Here is a 14,599-nt window from a genome sequence, read left to right as displayed (position 1 = left end):
AATGTTGTGATAGATCAAGGTTCGTTGCTGTCGTTCAGCACCTTGACCATCCGCCGCAGGCCGGAGGAGTCCGGTTCGATCGGATCCGCCTTGAAGCCCATTGTGCGGGACAGGTTCAGCATGCGCGTGTTCTCGCGCAGCACGAGGCCGACGAGTCGGCCGATGCCTTGGCTCCTGGCATGGTCGATCAGTTGTTCGAACATCAGCTTTCCCAACCCGCCTCCTTTGAGGTCGGAGCGCACGATGATGGCGAACTCGGCCTCCACGCGGTCAGGATCGCTGACCGTGCGCGCCACGCCCAGCGTCTCGGGCACGCCCTGCGCATCGGCGGCCTCGGCGATGAAAGCCATTTCCCGGTCATAGTCGATCTGGGTCAGCCGCGCCAGTTCGCTGCGCGGAAGCTCGCGTCGCATCTGGAAAATACGCAGGCGGACATCCTCCGGGTCGAGTTTTTCCAGGAAGCGCCGGTGCTGGGCCTCGTCTTCCGGACGGATGGGGCGCACGGTGATCGAGCGATCGTTCCAGACGCAGGTGCGAATCCACTGCGTGGGGTAGGGAAGGATCGAGAAGCGGTCCGCGCCGGCGCCAGGCGCCGCCGCGACCCGTATGCGGGCGTCGAGCGCCAGCGCACCGTTTTCGTCGACCCACAGCGGATTGATGTCGAGTTCGGCCAGTTGCGGCAAGTCAGCGAGCAGCTGGGACACCGCGATCAGCACGTCGTACAGCGCATCCATCTGCGCGGGCGGGTGGTCGCGATAGCCGGCCAGCAGCCGCGACACGCGTGTGCGCGACACGAGCTCGCGCGCCAGGCTCCGGTTGAGCGGAGGCAGGCCAATGGCGCTGTCGGCCATGACTTCCACCGCAGTCCCGCCCTGGCCGCACAGGATGACGGGACCGAAAACACGGTCGATGCGGGCGCCGACGATCACCTCCTGCGCGTGCTTGCGGTGCACCATGGGCTGCAGCGTGAAGCCATCGATGCGCGCCTCGGGTCGGGCGGCATGCACAGCCCGCAGCATGTCGCTGACCGCGCGGTCCAGCGATGCCTGATCGCGAAGGCCGAGCGTGACGCCGCCGACATCGGACTTGTGCGTGATGTCCCGCGAGTCGATCTTGATCACCAACGGATAGCCCAACTCGCGCGCTCCGGAAAAAATGGCCTCGGCCGAGGCTGCGACTTTCAGCGTCGGAACGACAGGGATGCCGTAGGCCTTGAGCACGGTCTTGGCTTCCTGCTCGCCCAGCCATTCGCGGTTTTCCGCCAGCGCCGTGTCGAGTTGCAGCTGCGCCCCGGCGACATCGGGCGTCGGCCTCTCGCTGGCGCTGGGCGCTTCCATCAGGGTGTCCTGGTTGCGCCGGTAGGTCTGCAACATCGCGAACGCGCGGACCGCTTCTTCCGGCGTCGGATAGTCGGGTACGCCGGCCTCTTCGAAGATCTGGCGCGCCTGTGCGACCGCGGCGTCCCCGAGCCAGGTGCTCATGACGCGCGGAACGGTCCGTCGCAGCAATGGAAGGCAAGCGCGGGCGATGTCGTCGCTGCGCACGATGGCGGTCGGTGCGTGCACGAAGAGCACGGCGCCGGTCGATTCGTCGGCCAGCAGGGAGGAGAGCGTGGCGGTGTAGCGCTCGACGGGCGCGTCGCCAATGATGTCGACCGGATTCGCATGTGACCAATGGTCCGGCAGCATGGCGTTCAGCCGTTCCATCAGCGCCTCGCCGGGCTCGGCGAGCGCCACGCCGGCACGCGCTGCTGCGTCGGCCGCCATGACGCCGGCACCGCCGCCGTTGGTCATGATGGTGAGCGTTTCGCTGCGATTGCCGCGAAAGCGCGCCAGCGTCTGGGCGGCGATGAACAGATCCTGCAGCGTGTCGACCCGCAACATGCCCGCGCGCCGGATGGCGGCGTCATAGACGACGTCGGAGCCGGCCAGCGCGCCCGTGTGGCTGGCGGCGGCTCGTAGGCCATGGCCCGCGCGCCCGGCCTTGACCACGATCACCGGCTTGTTGCGGGCCGCCGCGCGCGCGGCGGACATGAATTTGCGCGGAGATTCCACCGATTCGATGTAGAGCAGGATCGACCGGGTGCGGGCATCGTTGGCCAGGTGGTCGAGCAAGTCGCCGAAGTCGACATCGCAATGATCGCCGAGCGACACGAGATGAGAGAGGCCGATCCCTCGGCTCTTGGCCCAGTCGAGCATGGCAGTGACCAATGCGCCGGATTGCGACACGAAGGCGATTTCGCCGGGTATCGCGTCGGTGTGGGCAAAGCTGGCGTTGAGTCCGATGTGTGGGCTCAGCAGGCCGATGCAATTGGGTCCCAGGATGCGCATCAGATAGGGGCGCCCTGCGTCGAGGGCCGATTGCTTCTGCGCCGCGCTGAGTCCCGCCGTCATGACGATGACCGCGCGGGTGCCGATCGCCCCGAGTTCAGCCACCAGTTGCGTGATCGTGTCCGCAGGCGTACACAGAAGGGCCAGGTCCGGCGCCGCCGGCAGGTGCGCCGCCTTGGCGAACACGGGCACTCCGTCCAGGGAGGTGTGCTTGGGATTCACGGCATAGGCGGGACCGGCAAAGCTGCCCGCGCGCAGGTTGCGCCAGACGGTCGAGCCGACGCTGCCGGCCCGGTGGGAGGCGCCGAAGACGGCGACCGAAGTCGGCGAGAGCAGGCGGTCCAAGTGGCGAATGGTCATGAGAGAGCTTTCTGTGGGGACCCATCTTGCGGGCCGCGAGACGTCGCCGGTTTGATGAAGGTCAAGCGGTTCGGATCGCCGGATGCCAATCTTCGATGAAGGAACCGCTGAAAGAAAGGATCCGCCAATGGCCTTCGATCGCATCCCCGCCCGCCGAGCCGGCATCGACACCTACCAGCAGCCCGTGGTCTACATGCGCGGCGACTGTCATGTCTGCCGCGCCGAGGGCTTCGAGGCTCAGACTCAGGTCGAGGTGATCGCCAACGGACGGCATCTGCTTGCCATCCTGAATCACGTCAGCGCCGACTGGCTTCAGCGCGAGGAGATCGCGCTGTCGGATGCCGCCTGGGCCATGCTGGGAGCGGTTGAAGGCGAAATGGTCGAAGTACGCCATCCACCGCTGCTGGATTCGCTCGCGCACCTGCGCGCCAAGGTGCACGGCGGCAGGTTTGACTATGGCGCGCTGCGCGCGTTGATGGAGGATGTGAGCCACGGCCGGCTCGCGGACATCCACCTTGCATCGTTCGTCACGCTTTGCGCCCGCAAGGGGCTCGATTTCGACGAGACCGTAGCGCTGACGCGAGCGATGGTCGACGTGGGCGAGCGCATCGATTGGGGCGGCGCGCCTGTCATGGACAAGCACTGCATTGGAGGTCTGCCCGGCAACCGGACGACGCTGCTGGTCGTTCCCATCGTCACCGCCTGCGGCGTGATGATGCCCAAGACCTCCTCGCGCGCCATCACCTCGGCCGCCGGTACCGCCGACGCCATGGAAACGCTGGCGCCTGTCGCGCTGGATGTTCCGGGGATGCGTCACGTCGTGGAGCGCGAAGGCGGGTGCATCGTGTGGGGCGGCAACACGCGGATCAGCCCGGCCGACGATTTACTGATCCGTGTGGAGCGGCCACTCAGCATCGACAGCGAGGGCCTGCTGGTCGCATCCATCCTCTCCAAGAAATCCGCGGTGGGTTCCCAGCGAGTGCTGATCGACTTGCCGATGGGCCCGCAGACCAAGGTTCGGAGCGTGGAGGCCGCGGATCTTCTTTCGCAAAGCCTGACGGCGGTCGGCGCTGCCCTGGGTTTGCAGGTACGCACGGTGCTCACTGACGGCAACCAACCCGTGGGGCGCGGGATCGGCCCTGCGCTGGAGGCCATGGACGTGATGGCAGTCCTGGAGCGTGCCGCCGACGCACCGCTCGATCTGAGAGAGCGCTCGCTGATGCTGGCCGGGCTGATCCTGGAGATGGCGGGCAAGGCCGGGTCAGGCGCCGGCCAGGCCATGGCGCGTCAGGTGCTCGACGATGGGCGCGCGTTGGCCAAGTTCATCGCGATCTGCGAAGCGCAGGGCGGCTTGCGCATTCCACCCCGGGCGGCCCACAGGCACAGCGCGACAGCACCGGCGAGCGGCAAGGTGTCGGCCATCGACACACGTCTCGTGGCGCGGGCGGCCAAGCTGGCTGGTGCGCCGCGCGATCCGGCGGCCGGTGCCCTGATGCACGTGAAGCTGCAAGACCGCGTCGAACTCGGCCAACCTCTCTTCACGCTTCATGCGGGAAGCCAGGGCGCGCTGCAATACGCCTTGAGCTTCGTGCGGTCCCAGTGGCCGGTCGTCCGTGTCGAAACCATCTCGTGACTTGCCCTGGCATTGCCAACATTCGTTCGACAACCGCAGATCCTCGCTGCCCACCGGACTCAGAGTATCCACCGGCTGTGTCCGACGTCGGCATTTTTGTCTGGCCGCCGCCTTTCACTGAGCGGTTCAGTGCGCCATCAGGACGGGGACCCTGGTGGACGCCAGCACGGTCCGGGTGGCGCCGCCGAGCACCAATTCGCGGGCGCGGCTGTGTCCGTAGCAACCCATCACGATCATCTCGGCGCCGCAATCCGCAGCGACGCAGAGCAGTTCCTCTCCTGCGTGGTGCTCCGAAAGCCTGGCCTGTTCATGCACCTTCGAGACGCCGTGCAGACGCAGATACTCCCGGACCTCGACCGGCGCTGCCTGCGTCGGGTCGCAACCCTCTTCGATCAGACAAACCCGGCTCGCACCCTGCAGGAAGGGCAGGGCGGAAGTCACGGCGCGCGCGCATTCGCGCGTGGGCTTCCATGCGACGAGCACGACCTTGGGCGCGACGCTCGCCGCGCTGGCGTAGGGAACGATGAACGCCGGCCGGCCGCTTTCGATGACCACTGACTCCACGAAGTCAGCCGGCACGTCATAGCCGGACACATCATCGGGATCGCGCTGACCGAGAAACAGCAGATCCGCGGTGAGGGCTCGACGGGAAAAGCACTCGACGACGGGCTCGCCGTTGAGCTCCAGCCATTCGCACGGCTGCGTGCTGGCCTGCCGTGCCTTCTCGAAAGCGTTCATGGCCAGCAGCCGATGATCCGGATCGACCGGGGCGCCCAAGGGCATTGAGGGCATGCCGGGCACCGAAGGAAGAACAGAAAGATAGCGCGGTGCCACGGCAAACAGCGCGCTCACCCGCGCGTGGCAAGTGGCGGCGAATTGGTGTGCCAGGTTCAACCGGGTTCCGACGGCGGCCGTGCCGTCCAGGTGGACGAGCAATGACTTGATGGGTGTTTCCACGGCGGTTCTCCAGCTTCAATCCGGCGGGGCGGTCCGCGTCTTCGGCACCCGGACCGGCACGTAGGCCATCCTGTGGTCCCGCATGATCAGCAGCGCCACGGTCCGCCCTGGCGGCACGCTCTTCAGGCGGCGCCGAAAATCCTCGACGCGGTTCAGCCGCAATTCGTTCACCGCGACGATCAGGTCCCCCTCCCGAACGCCTTCGCTGCGGGCGACGCCGGCGGCTTCGCGGACTATCAGGCCACTAATGCTGCCCAACTGGAGGTGTTGCGATGGTGTCAGCTCGCCGAGACGCAGACCGAGGCCGTCGTTCCACTCGAAGGAGAGGTCGGGTCGCAGGGTGCTCCTGGGCGACGCTTCCTCCATGAGCGTCACCCCAATCGTCTGCCTCTTGCCTTGCCGCCAGACTTCCAGGCGGGCGTGGCTGCCGGGCGGGCGTTCGGCAATCTGCCGCAGCAGCTCGGTGAAGTGCGCGATCGGCGCGCCGTCGAGCGCGATGACGATGTCGCCCCCGGTCAGCCCCGCAGCCTGCGCCGGACTGCCGGCGTCCACGAGAACGACCAGCGCGCCGCCCGCCATCTCCTTCGAGCCGAAGGCTTGGGCCAGCGCGGGCGTCATCTCCTGGAAGTCGGCGCCGATGCGGGCCCGCCGGACCCGACCTGAGGCCTTCAATTGCGCTGCGACCTTCATCGCGAGGTTGATCGGCACCGCAAACGACAGGCCCATGTAGCCGCCGCTGCCGCTGTAGATCATCGAATTGATGGCGACGACCTCGCCGCGATGGTTGAACAGCGGGCTGCCCGAACTGCCGGGATTGATGGCCACATCGGTCTGGATGAAGGGGATCCCCCCGGCACCGCCGATGTAGCGGTCGACGGCGCTCGCCACGCCCGCGGTGACGGTCCCGTGAAAGCCGAAAGGCGCCCCAATGGCCGCGACCCAGTCGCCCGGCGCGAGTTTCGACGAATCGCCGATGACGGCGCTCTGAAGCCCGGTCGCGTCGATCTTCAGCAGTGCGATATCGCTGCGCCTGTCGAGGCCCAGCACCTTGGCCGGGAACCGACGGCCGTCGCCCAGGCGGACTTGGACTTCGTCGATGTCGGCGACCACGTGGGCGCTGGTCAGGATCAGGCCGTCGCTCGTGAGAACCATGCCGGAGGCCAGGTCGCGGATCTCGCTGACCCGCGCGCCCGCCGGAAAAGGCAACGCCAGCCTGTCGGCGAAATCGGTCTCGGGCGCGAACTCCAGTTCGAGATCCTCCGCCGTTTCGTGGCGGCCGATCCGCAGGGTGCTGATATCGACCACGCTGGCATTTCGGGCGGCGACAAGCGATGAAAAAGGAGCATCGGCCGGTCCGCTGGTTTCGGTCGCAACGAAGGGGGCGGGCGATGCCTGCGGGCCGAGGGCACACGCGCCGAGAAGACTCGCGCAAACCAGCACGGCAAGGCGGCGCCCGAGCGCAAGGGTGATGCCAGTCTTAGACATTGAGGCGTGCACATGCACGACGCAGGCGCTGCTCAGCTTCGTCGGCGAGCGTCGAAATCTCGGGCGCGCCCGAAAGGCCGACAAGGCTCTGCGGATTCACGAAGCCGACGACCACGCGATCGGGCGGCTCTGCGCGAACGATCACGTTGCAGGGCAGCAGAAGCCCGATGTTGGGTTCGGCCTGCAAGGCCCGATGGGCCAATTGCGGATTGCAGGCGCCGAGGATCCGATAGGCGCCCATTTCGACGCCGAGCTTTTCCTTGATCGTGCGTTGAACGTCGATGTCGGTGAGGACGCCAAATCCTTCGCCCTTGAGGGCATCGACGACCATGGCGACGACGTCGTTGAAGGGGATGCGGCTCAGCGCGACGGTGAACCCATACATGGTGCTTGCTCCCGGATGAATGCTTCAGGCGGCCAGCGGCGACTCCAGTCGGTTGTGTGGCCTCTGGATCGTGGTCGGGCTCAGTCTTGAACGACGAGGTCGTTCGTGACGGAGGTGACACCCGGCGCGGACCAGGCCGCGCCCTGCACGGCATTGAACTCGGCCCACGAATGGACCCGGCCCCGCAGGTTGACTTGCGACCCGGTCACCGTGATCTGGATCCGATCCGCTTCCCGATCGGCCTGCCGCGCGAGGGCATCGTGCAGCCGCTTCTCGACGTCCGACGGGACGACCTTTGGCGTGAGATTGAGCAGGTTGGAGACGCCGGTGACGCCCATCAGATTGCGCACTGCCTTTTCGGCGGCCTTTCGCTGGTATTCCCAATCGACCTCGCCGTTGAGGGTGACCCAGCCGCCCTCGACCAGGGGCTTGATCTTGCCCGCCGGCACCAGCGCGGACCACTCGAGGCCGCGCTCGACCGCCGCGGCGATGTCGGCGTCGGTGCGTTGATCGGAAGCGGGCAGCTTGACCGTGATCTCGATGGCGAGCGCCTTGACGCCTTTGACGCGCTGGGCCGCACGTTCGACGGCGTACTTGATTGCGTAGCTGCCGACATGGCCGGTCAGCGTGACCACGCCGTCATTGGCGACCACCCCCACGCTGGAGGACTTGACCGCCGGGTCCCAGTCCAGTTCCGCCTGGACGTCGCTTCGGAGTTGTGCGTCGGATCTCATGGGATTCCTTTCGTGGAGTGAGGAGGCGAAGGAGCATCACTTTAGGAAGGCACTGCCGGGGCAGCCTTGCGCTGGATCAAGGCGCAGGCGGGACGGGTTTCCGCCGGTCGGGGGCTCCGGGCGCGGGCGCCCAGGCAGGTCGCACCGTTCGCTCCGTGTCGACGATGACCAGATAGCGGCCGCCGTCGTCGACCGGCGTTTGCGTGGCCGGCAGCACCCAGATCGGCGAACCCTCGGCACGGGCGCGGAGATAGTCCGCGTCCAGCACACCGAAGTGGTCGAGCAGGCGGTTCAGGCTCGCCGGAATCCGGATGCAGCCCTTGGATTGCACGCTGCCGAGGCGGGGCTCCAGATAGCCGGGATCGGTGGCGTGCATCTGCAGCCGCATCGTGCTGATGCCGCCATGCCCCCACAGCCGCTCGGCCTGTTGCCACCCGAAATCGAACACCCGCATGCCGGCGAGGCCGTAGCCGCGGATGCCATTCTCGTTGCGAGTTCCTTCGGCGCGGAAATCAGGGTTGGATGGCGTGTGTTCGTAGACGCCCAACGGGGTCTGGAAGTGATCGAATTCGCCGCCGCGTCCGGTCGAAACGGGCGAAGCCCCGATCAATTCGAGAGACGTCCCGGCTGCCAGCCAATAGATGAAGATCGCCTGCACGTTCGGGCTGCGGTCGACCAACGCCACGTACTGCGCCGGCACTGGATCGACACCGGCATGTTCGAGCGCTGCGACTGCAAGCAGGCCGTATCGCTGGCTCTCGTCGGCCGGGACGTCCAGCTGGCGGTCGACCTGGTCGCGGTAGGCGGTGCGCAGCTCTGCGGGACCCGGCTGGCCGTGGCCGACGCAGGCCCCGCCCAGACCGAGGACAAGCGCAATCAACGAGGCGGCAATGCGGCGAAAGGAGGCGGACATCTTGAGGGTTCGACTCTGCGCCGAACTCGCCGTTCGCCGGTGGTAGGGTTCAGTGCGTTGCACTCGGACGCACGTCCGGCCATGACACTTCCATCCCCATCACCGCTCGGGCGTAAAGGTAGTTGTTCAGGGCGCGTTCGCTCAGCGAATCCATGTCGACGTACCCTGTCGGATCGCACGGAAACGAGAAGGAGCGGCGGTCTGCGAAGAGGGCGTGGAAGCGAAGTTCGTAGGCGTCGGAAGCATGCGAGGTGGTCATCATGGTCTCCTGAACACGAAAGGGGCGATTCCATCACTCCAATCTAGGCCCGCTTCGCTACGCCTTCGCGAACGTTGCGCATCGGTGAGAAACACTGTGTCAATCGTCGGTAATAGGTGTCCCCCTGCCAAGGGCTTGCCAGGTGATGGCGCAAGTCGGGAGATCTTGATGTGGCGCAAGTCTGGAGCAGAGCGCTGCGTCTAACATGAACCGTTGCATCCATCGTCCCATGAAAGGCCACCCATGAACGATATGACACTGACTTCTACTCTCGCGGAGGCATCGCCGATTCGCGATGGCTACGCGACCTTGGCGTTGCACTGGCATAGGGCGCTCGTCGACGCCTGCGTTCAGGCTCAGCGAAGCCAGTATCAGGTCCTCGCTGCCTGGGAGAAGGCGTTGGTGGCTGTCAACCAGGAGCTCTGGGATCAGTGGGCGTGCCGCTTTGGCGGCGGCGTGCCGTTGGACGGCTAGCAACTCGAAGCCGCCCTGAAGAAACTGTGGGTCGGCTGCAAGATCTACTCCGCGGTCTCAGACCTGCTGTCACGCGAGTTCTGCCTGACCAGCAGGACAGGTACGGGACTGGTTCGCACGACGAGGTCCGCGTCGCTGCCAAGGGCCATGCGGCTGATGCCCCGCCGACCGTGCGTACCCATGACGATCAGGTCGCACGCGGAAGTCTTGGCCTCGTCCACCACCGTATTGGAGACTCGGCCTTCCGTGACCTCGCGCAGGACTGGATCGGCCTGCACGCCGGAGTCGTTCGCCAGCTTCTGGGATTGCGAGAGAAGCTGCTGCCCATAGTCACGCAGTCTCTGCAGCGATGTGTCGAAGTTCGCGACACTGGACATCTCCATGAGCATTGGAAAATCGTCGATGACATACAACAGGCGCAGCCGGGCTTTCTGGTCCGCGGCCAGGCGAATCGCTTCGTAGAGGCCTTGTTCGGCAGTCTCGCTGCCGTCGATGGGAACGAGGATGTGTTGATACATGGTTCTTCCTTGCCGGCCGTTACACGGATGCGCTCGCCACCGGCCGTCGCGACGAGTGCTTCGAATCTTCGTCGAGGGTGAACAGTGGTGCTTGCGCTCGGTCAAACGCCGAAGTCACCTCTATGCCATGCGCCCTGGAACGCGAACAGCATCAGCGCGGCGATGAGCGGCCTACGGGGTCGCGGTGTGTTCACGGGCGACCCTTCGAATGGCTGCTTTCCGGGGCAAAGGTCCGGACAAAATCCAGCGAAGACACCACGCCCGCGAGTCCATTGCGATCGGTCACCACCACATGGTGAATGCCTCGTTCCACCATGAGCGATGCCACGAGGGCGGCCGGCGTTTCGACGTCCACGACGATCGGCTTGTACGAACACATCTGCCATGCGTGCGTGGTGGCGGGGTTCTGCTTCTGTGCATGGAAGCTGACGATGTCCCAGGCGCTGATGACGCCCACAGGCTCGCCTCGAGCGGGCTCGAGGACCGGGACCCAGGTCAATCGCTTGCTGGCGAGCAACGCTTCGACCTGCGCCACAGTGTCGTCCATAGCCACGCTGGAGATGGTGCGCTGCATCAGTGAAGCAATGAGTTGGCTCATGGGTTTCCTCACGTCGTGATTGGAATGTGCGAACACTAAATCCAGCGGCACGAACAAGGCTTGATCGAGCGCAAGCCAAACGCCGACCGTCAGCGCACGCTGGCCACCGGGCAGGCGACGCAGGCGTTTGCCGCTGGCGGCGGTGGCTCTTCCACAAAACCTGCGGTGCACGCACCAGGAGGACCGGTACCGGGCTCGCCCCCCTCAACGTGCTCGGCGTCGCCAGCCGGTGCCGCTCGGCTGATGCCGCAATGTGCAGCCTGCGACCGAACCCCAAGCTGGGTGCCAGCGTGGGAGGCTGGCGCGCAAGAAAGCTCGACCGCGCTCCGGGCCAATTCGTCGCCTCTGCATCGCTCCCTTGATGCAGGTCAAGGGCGCCGATGTGGCCGTGCCTACGATGAAAACGTCGTGCGTCAACCCTATTCTCGAAAGGCCGATCCATGAACGACAATACGCAGACCCCCGCGGTGCAGGAGCAGAAAGCCTGCTCTTCAGCGACGACGAACGAGACCCTTCACAAGCTTCGTACGCTGATCGACGACCTACAGAGCAACGCGCTGCACAAGGCACGCCATGCGGCGCGAAGCACGGACCAGGTCGTGCACCATCACCCCTACACCGCGATCGGCATTGCGGCGGCCGCGGCCCTCGTCATTGGCTTCCTCGCAACCCGGCGCTGAGACATCAGGAAGGCGTTCTTCGATGGATCAGGCGAATGCCTTTGAGCCGTCGGCCTTCTTCAGAATCCACCAGCCCCAGGTGCAGCATGAAACATTCTCAGAGCCATCGAGGCAGGACAATCTTCGTTCATGCCGAGCATCGAGAGTGTGGCTATTCGTGGAGCTTCACCGTCGAGGGGCCGCCGGTCCTATCGGGCATCGGCATGACCTTTGATGATGTCCACGGTGGCGCCCTCTGCGAGGCAATGCATGCGGCCCGCCTCGCGATCGACCGAGTGCAGGCGGACGCCGTCGCGCCCCCAATGAGGCCTGCTCGTGGAGAGTGGGCTGATCAAGGACGCGAGGGCGGTCGGCGGTAGGGTTCGGCGGACTGCCCATGCCCGCTGCTCACGAAGGCGCCGTGTCGCACGCTGCCGTCACGTCAGACGCGTCAGGCGGACCAGACGCGACATCGGCGCGCTTGATGTCGGTGATCCAGACGCTGCTGGATGAACTGCGCAGCGGCGAGCGGGTGCCGCCGAACTTGGACGATGACTTGCAGCGCATGCTTGGCATCGACAGCCTGGCGCGGATGGAACTGATGTTACGGCTTGAGCAGGCGTTCGACGTGCGCATGCCGGAAGCCGCAATGGAGGCCGCGCAGACGCCGCGCGACCTTTTGCGCGCACTGGCTGCTGCGCTACCACGCAGCAGCGCCCGACCGGCCACCGCCATTGCGCCTGGTTCAGCACCGCTCGGAGTTGCCGCGGCAGATTTTCCGCACCACGCGCAAACGCTCTTGGACGTTCTGCAGTGGCATGCCGACAAAGCCGGCGCGCGGCGCCATGCCGTCCTGCTGCGCGACGAGCAGGAGCCGCAGGAACTCGATCACACCACATTGCTCGAGCACGCTCGCGCGATGGCTGTGGCGCTGCAGTGCCTGGGCGTTGCGCCTGGCGAGGCGGTGGCGCTGATGTTGCCCACCAGCCTGGCGTTCCTCGAGTGCTTCATGGGTATCTTGCTGGCGGGCGGCGTCCCGATCCCGCTCTACCCACCCTTTCGCACCTCGCAGATCGAGGATCACCTGCGCCGCCAGACACACATCCTGGCCAACGCTCAGGCGGTGCTGCTGATCAGCGATGAGCAGGCGCTGCCGGCGGCGCGGATTCTGCGTGCGGGCGCTCCCGACCTGCGCGCGGTCGTGACCGTGGACAGACTGCGCGCTCCGGCCGGACCGTGGCATCCGGTGGTCCGCGGCGCACAGGACACGGCCCTGATCCAGTACACGTCGGGCAGCACCGGCCAACCCAAGGGCGTTGTGCTGACGCATGCGAACCTCCTGGCCAACATCCGGGCCATCGGGCAAGCTCTGAAGGTGGGACCCGGCGACGTCTTTGTGAGCTGGCTGCCGCTGTACCACGACATGGGCCTGATCGGCGCCTGGATGGGCAGCCTTTACCACGGCGTGCCGCTGGTGCTGATGCCGCCGCAGGCCTTCCTCGGCCGGCCATCGCGCTGGGTGCGTGCGATCAGCGAACACTGCGCCACGCTGACCGCGGCGCCGAACTTCGCCTACGAGATCCTCGCCACCAAGGTGCCGGACGACGAGTTGCAGGGCTTGGACCTGAGCCATTGGCGGGCCGCGATGAACGGCGCCGAGCCGGTGCACGCTGCGACGCTGGCACTGTTCTGCGAACGCTTCGAACGATTCGGCTTCGACCGGCGCGCGATGATGCCCGTCTACGGCCTCGCCGAATGTGGCGTCGGCCTGGCCTTCCCGCCGCTGTGCCGTGGGCCGAAGATCGACGTCATCGATCGGCAGGCGCTGCATGACGACGGGCGCGTTGAACCTGTCGACACCGTGCGGCCAGACGCGATGCGCGTGGTCGGCTGCGGCATGCCGTTGCCCGGCCATGAGTTGCGCATCGTGGACGAGCACGGCGCGGAACAGCCCGACAGGCATGAGGGCCGGATCCAGTTTCGTGGGCCCTCGGCCACGACCGGCTACTTTCGCAATCCCGAAGGGAACAATGCGCTGTTCGACGGCGATTGGCTCGACACGGGCGATGTCGGCTATGTCGTGGATGGCGAGGTTTTCCTCACCAGCCGGGTGAAGGACCTGATCATCCGGGGCGGCCACAACATCCATCCCTATGACCTCGAGGAGGTGGTCGGCGCGTTGCCGGGCATCCGGCGCGGCTGCGTCGCGGTGTTTGGGGCCACCGATCCAGACAGCCGCAGCGAACGGGTGGTCGTGCTGGCGGAGACCCGCCTGGAGGCGCCGGCGGCCCGGGCCGGCCTGCGCGACCGGATCGCTCAACTGTCGATCGAGGTGCTGGGCCTGCCCGCCGACGACATCGTGTTGGCCCCGCCGCACGCGGTTCTCAAGACCTCCAGCGGCAAGATTCGGCGCGCGGCGTGCCGCAGCCTGTATGAGCAGGGCAAGCTTGGCCAGTCGCGACGCGGCGTCGCTTGGCAGCTGACGATCCTGTGGCTGGAAGCCCTGCAGCGGCGCATGCGCGAACCCGTGCAACGGAGCGCATCCGCGCTCTTTGCCGCTTGGCTGTGGACAGTGTTCGGTGTCGGGGCTACCCTGGCCGCCGCCGCCGCTGCGCTGCTGCCCGCTCAGGCGGTGCGCAAGCGGGCTGCGCGCGCGATCGCGCGCCTGGGCTTGCGAGTGTGTGGATTACCGATTCATGTCGAGGGCTCCGCGACTCTGGAAGGCGGCTCGTGGATCATCGTGTCCAATCATGCGAGCTACCTCGACTGGCTGCTGCTCACCGCAGTACTTCCGGCCCGAGCATGCTTCGTGGCAAAACGAGAGCTCGCGCAGTCGGCTCCCTTGAAGTGGATTCTCGAACGCATGGGTGTGCGTTTCGTCGAGCGCGATGACGTGCACGCCAGCGTCGAGGACGCCAAGCGCCTGGTGCAGGCAGCCAGGGAGGGCGAAAGCCTGGTGTACTTCCCTGAAGGCAGGCTCGCCCGAGCGCCAGGCGTGCAGCCGTTCCACATGGGCGCATTCGTCGCCGCGACGCAAGCGGGTCTACAGGTCGTGCCGGTCAGCCTGCGTGGCACGCGATCGGTGTTGCGCGATGGATCCTGGTGGCCGCGCCGCAGTCCGATCTCGGTTCAGGTGCACGCGCCGCTCGCCGTCGAGGCAAACACCTGGTCGGATGCGGTGCGTCTGCGCGATCGGGCTCGTGAGCGGATCGCCGAAGGCTGTAGGGAACCCCTGGCCGCGGGATGAGCCGAGGGCTGCCATTGTCGAGCTCGCATTCAGGTGCTGCGCCCGTT

At 66.3% G+C, this 14,599-nt stretch carries 13 protein-coding genes; 4 read left to right on the top strand and 9 right to left on the bottom strand.

The window, feature by feature from the left end:
• Positions 1-14: 14 nt before the first annotated feature.
• A complete protein-coding gene (locus AC1DYK_RS05775) occupies positions 15-2,690 on the bottom strand; it encodes a bifunctional acetate--CoA ligase family protein/GNAT family N-acetyltransferase (protein WP_478165389.1) in 2,676 nt (891 codons plus the stop codon).
• A gap of 127 nt (positions 2,691-2,817) precedes the next feature.
• Between AC1DYK_RS05775 and AC1DYK_RS05770 the strand changes: the two genes are divergently transcribed.
• Complete coding sequence (locus AC1DYK_RS05770; RefSeq protein ID WP_478165388.1) at positions 2,818-4,323, top strand: thymidine phosphorylase family protein; 1,506 nt, start codon at positions 2,818-2,820, stop codon at positions 4,321-4,323.
• A 126-nt stretch (positions 4,324-4,449) separates the two neighbouring features.
• Here AC1DYK_RS05770 and AC1DYK_RS05765 read toward each other — a convergent pair whose 3' ends face one another.
• The 6 genes from AC1DYK_RS05765 to AC1DYK_RS05740 all read right to left on the bottom strand — a co-directional run bounded on the left by AC1DYK_RS05765 (position 4,450) and on the right by AC1DYK_RS05740 (position 9,056).
• Positions 4,450-5,280, bottom strand: coding sequence for a universal stress protein (locus AC1DYK_RS05765; protein ID WP_478165387.1), 831 nt, complete (start codon positions 5,278-5,280; stop codon positions 4,450-4,452).
• Between the two features lie 15 nt (positions 5,281-5,295).
• Positions 5,296-6,783: a trypsin-like peptidase domain-containing protein gene (locus tag AC1DYK_RS05760; protein WP_478165386.1), complete on the bottom strand. Its 1,488-nt coding sequence runs from the start codon at positions 6,781-6,783 to the stop codon at positions 5,296-5,298.
• A complete protein-coding gene (locus AC1DYK_RS05755) occupies positions 6,758-7,096 on the bottom strand; it encodes a DUF302 domain-containing protein (protein ID WP_478165385.1) in 339 nt (112 codons plus the stop codon). Before AC1DYK_RS05755 ends, AC1DYK_RS05760 begins: the two co-directional genes overlap by 26 nt.
• Before the next feature lie 134 nt (positions 7,097-7,230).
• Complete coding sequence (locus AC1DYK_RS05750) at positions 7,231-7,884, bottom strand: BON domain-containing protein (RefSeq protein ID WP_478165384.1); 654 nt, start codon at positions 7,882-7,884, stop codon at positions 7,231-7,233.
• Positions 7,885-7,960: 76 nt separating this feature from the next.
• A complete protein-coding gene (locus AC1DYK_RS05745) occupies positions 7,961-8,797 on the bottom strand; it encodes a L,D-transpeptidase (RefSeq protein ID WP_478165383.1) in 837 nt (278 codons plus the stop codon).
• Between the two features lie 49 nt (positions 8,798-8,846).
• Positions 8,847-9,056: a hypothetical protein gene (locus AC1DYK_RS05740; RefSeq protein ID WP_478165382.1), complete on the bottom strand. Its 210-nt coding sequence runs from the start codon at positions 9,054-9,056 to the stop codon at positions 8,847-8,849.
• A 243-nt stretch (positions 9,057-9,299) separates the two neighbouring features.
• Here AC1DYK_RS05740 and AC1DYK_RS05735 point away from each other — a divergent pair, with 243 nt between their 5' ends.
• Positions 9,300-9,530, top strand: coding sequence for a hypothetical protein (locus AC1DYK_RS05735; RefSeq protein WP_478165381.1), 231 nt, complete (start codon positions 9,300-9,302; stop codon positions 9,528-9,530).
• A 44-nt stretch (positions 9,531-9,574) separates the two neighbouring features.
• Here AC1DYK_RS05735 and AC1DYK_RS05730 read toward each other — a convergent pair whose 3' ends face one another.
• Positions 9,575-10,048, bottom strand: coding sequence for a universal stress protein (locus AC1DYK_RS05730; RefSeq protein ID WP_478165380.1), 474 nt, complete (start codon positions 10,046-10,048; stop codon positions 9,575-9,577).
• 190 nt (positions 10,049-10,238) lie between these two features.
• Entirely contained in the window at positions 10,239-10,646 is a 408-nt protein-coding gene (locus tag AC1DYK_RS05725) for a CBS domain-containing protein (protein ID WP_478165379.1), read from the bottom strand.
• A gap of 440 nt (positions 10,647-11,086) precedes the next feature.
• Between AC1DYK_RS05725 and AC1DYK_RS05720 the strand changes: the two genes are divergently transcribed.
• Both AC1DYK_RS05720 and AC1DYK_RS05715 read left to right on the top strand, forming a co-directional pair.
• Positions 11,087-11,326 carry a glycine zipper domain-containing protein gene (locus AC1DYK_RS05720; RefSeq protein WP_478165378.1) on the top strand — a complete coding sequence of 80 codons (240 nt, stop codon included), beginning with the start codon at positions 11,087-11,089 and terminating at the stop codon, positions 11,324-11,326.
• Between the two features lie 463 nt (positions 11,327-11,789).
• Positions 11,790-14,552, top strand: coding sequence for an AMP-binding protein (locus AC1DYK_RS05715; protein WP_478165377.1), 2,763 nt, complete (start codon positions 11,790-11,792; stop codon positions 14,550-14,552).
• Positions 14,553-14,599 lie beyond the last annotated feature (47 nt).

It is taken from the genome of Variovorax sp. P2_H12 (genome assembly GCF_056403395.1).
Note: the sequence above shows the minus strand (reverse complement) of the source record. Positions and strands in the feature narration are given on the sequence as shown.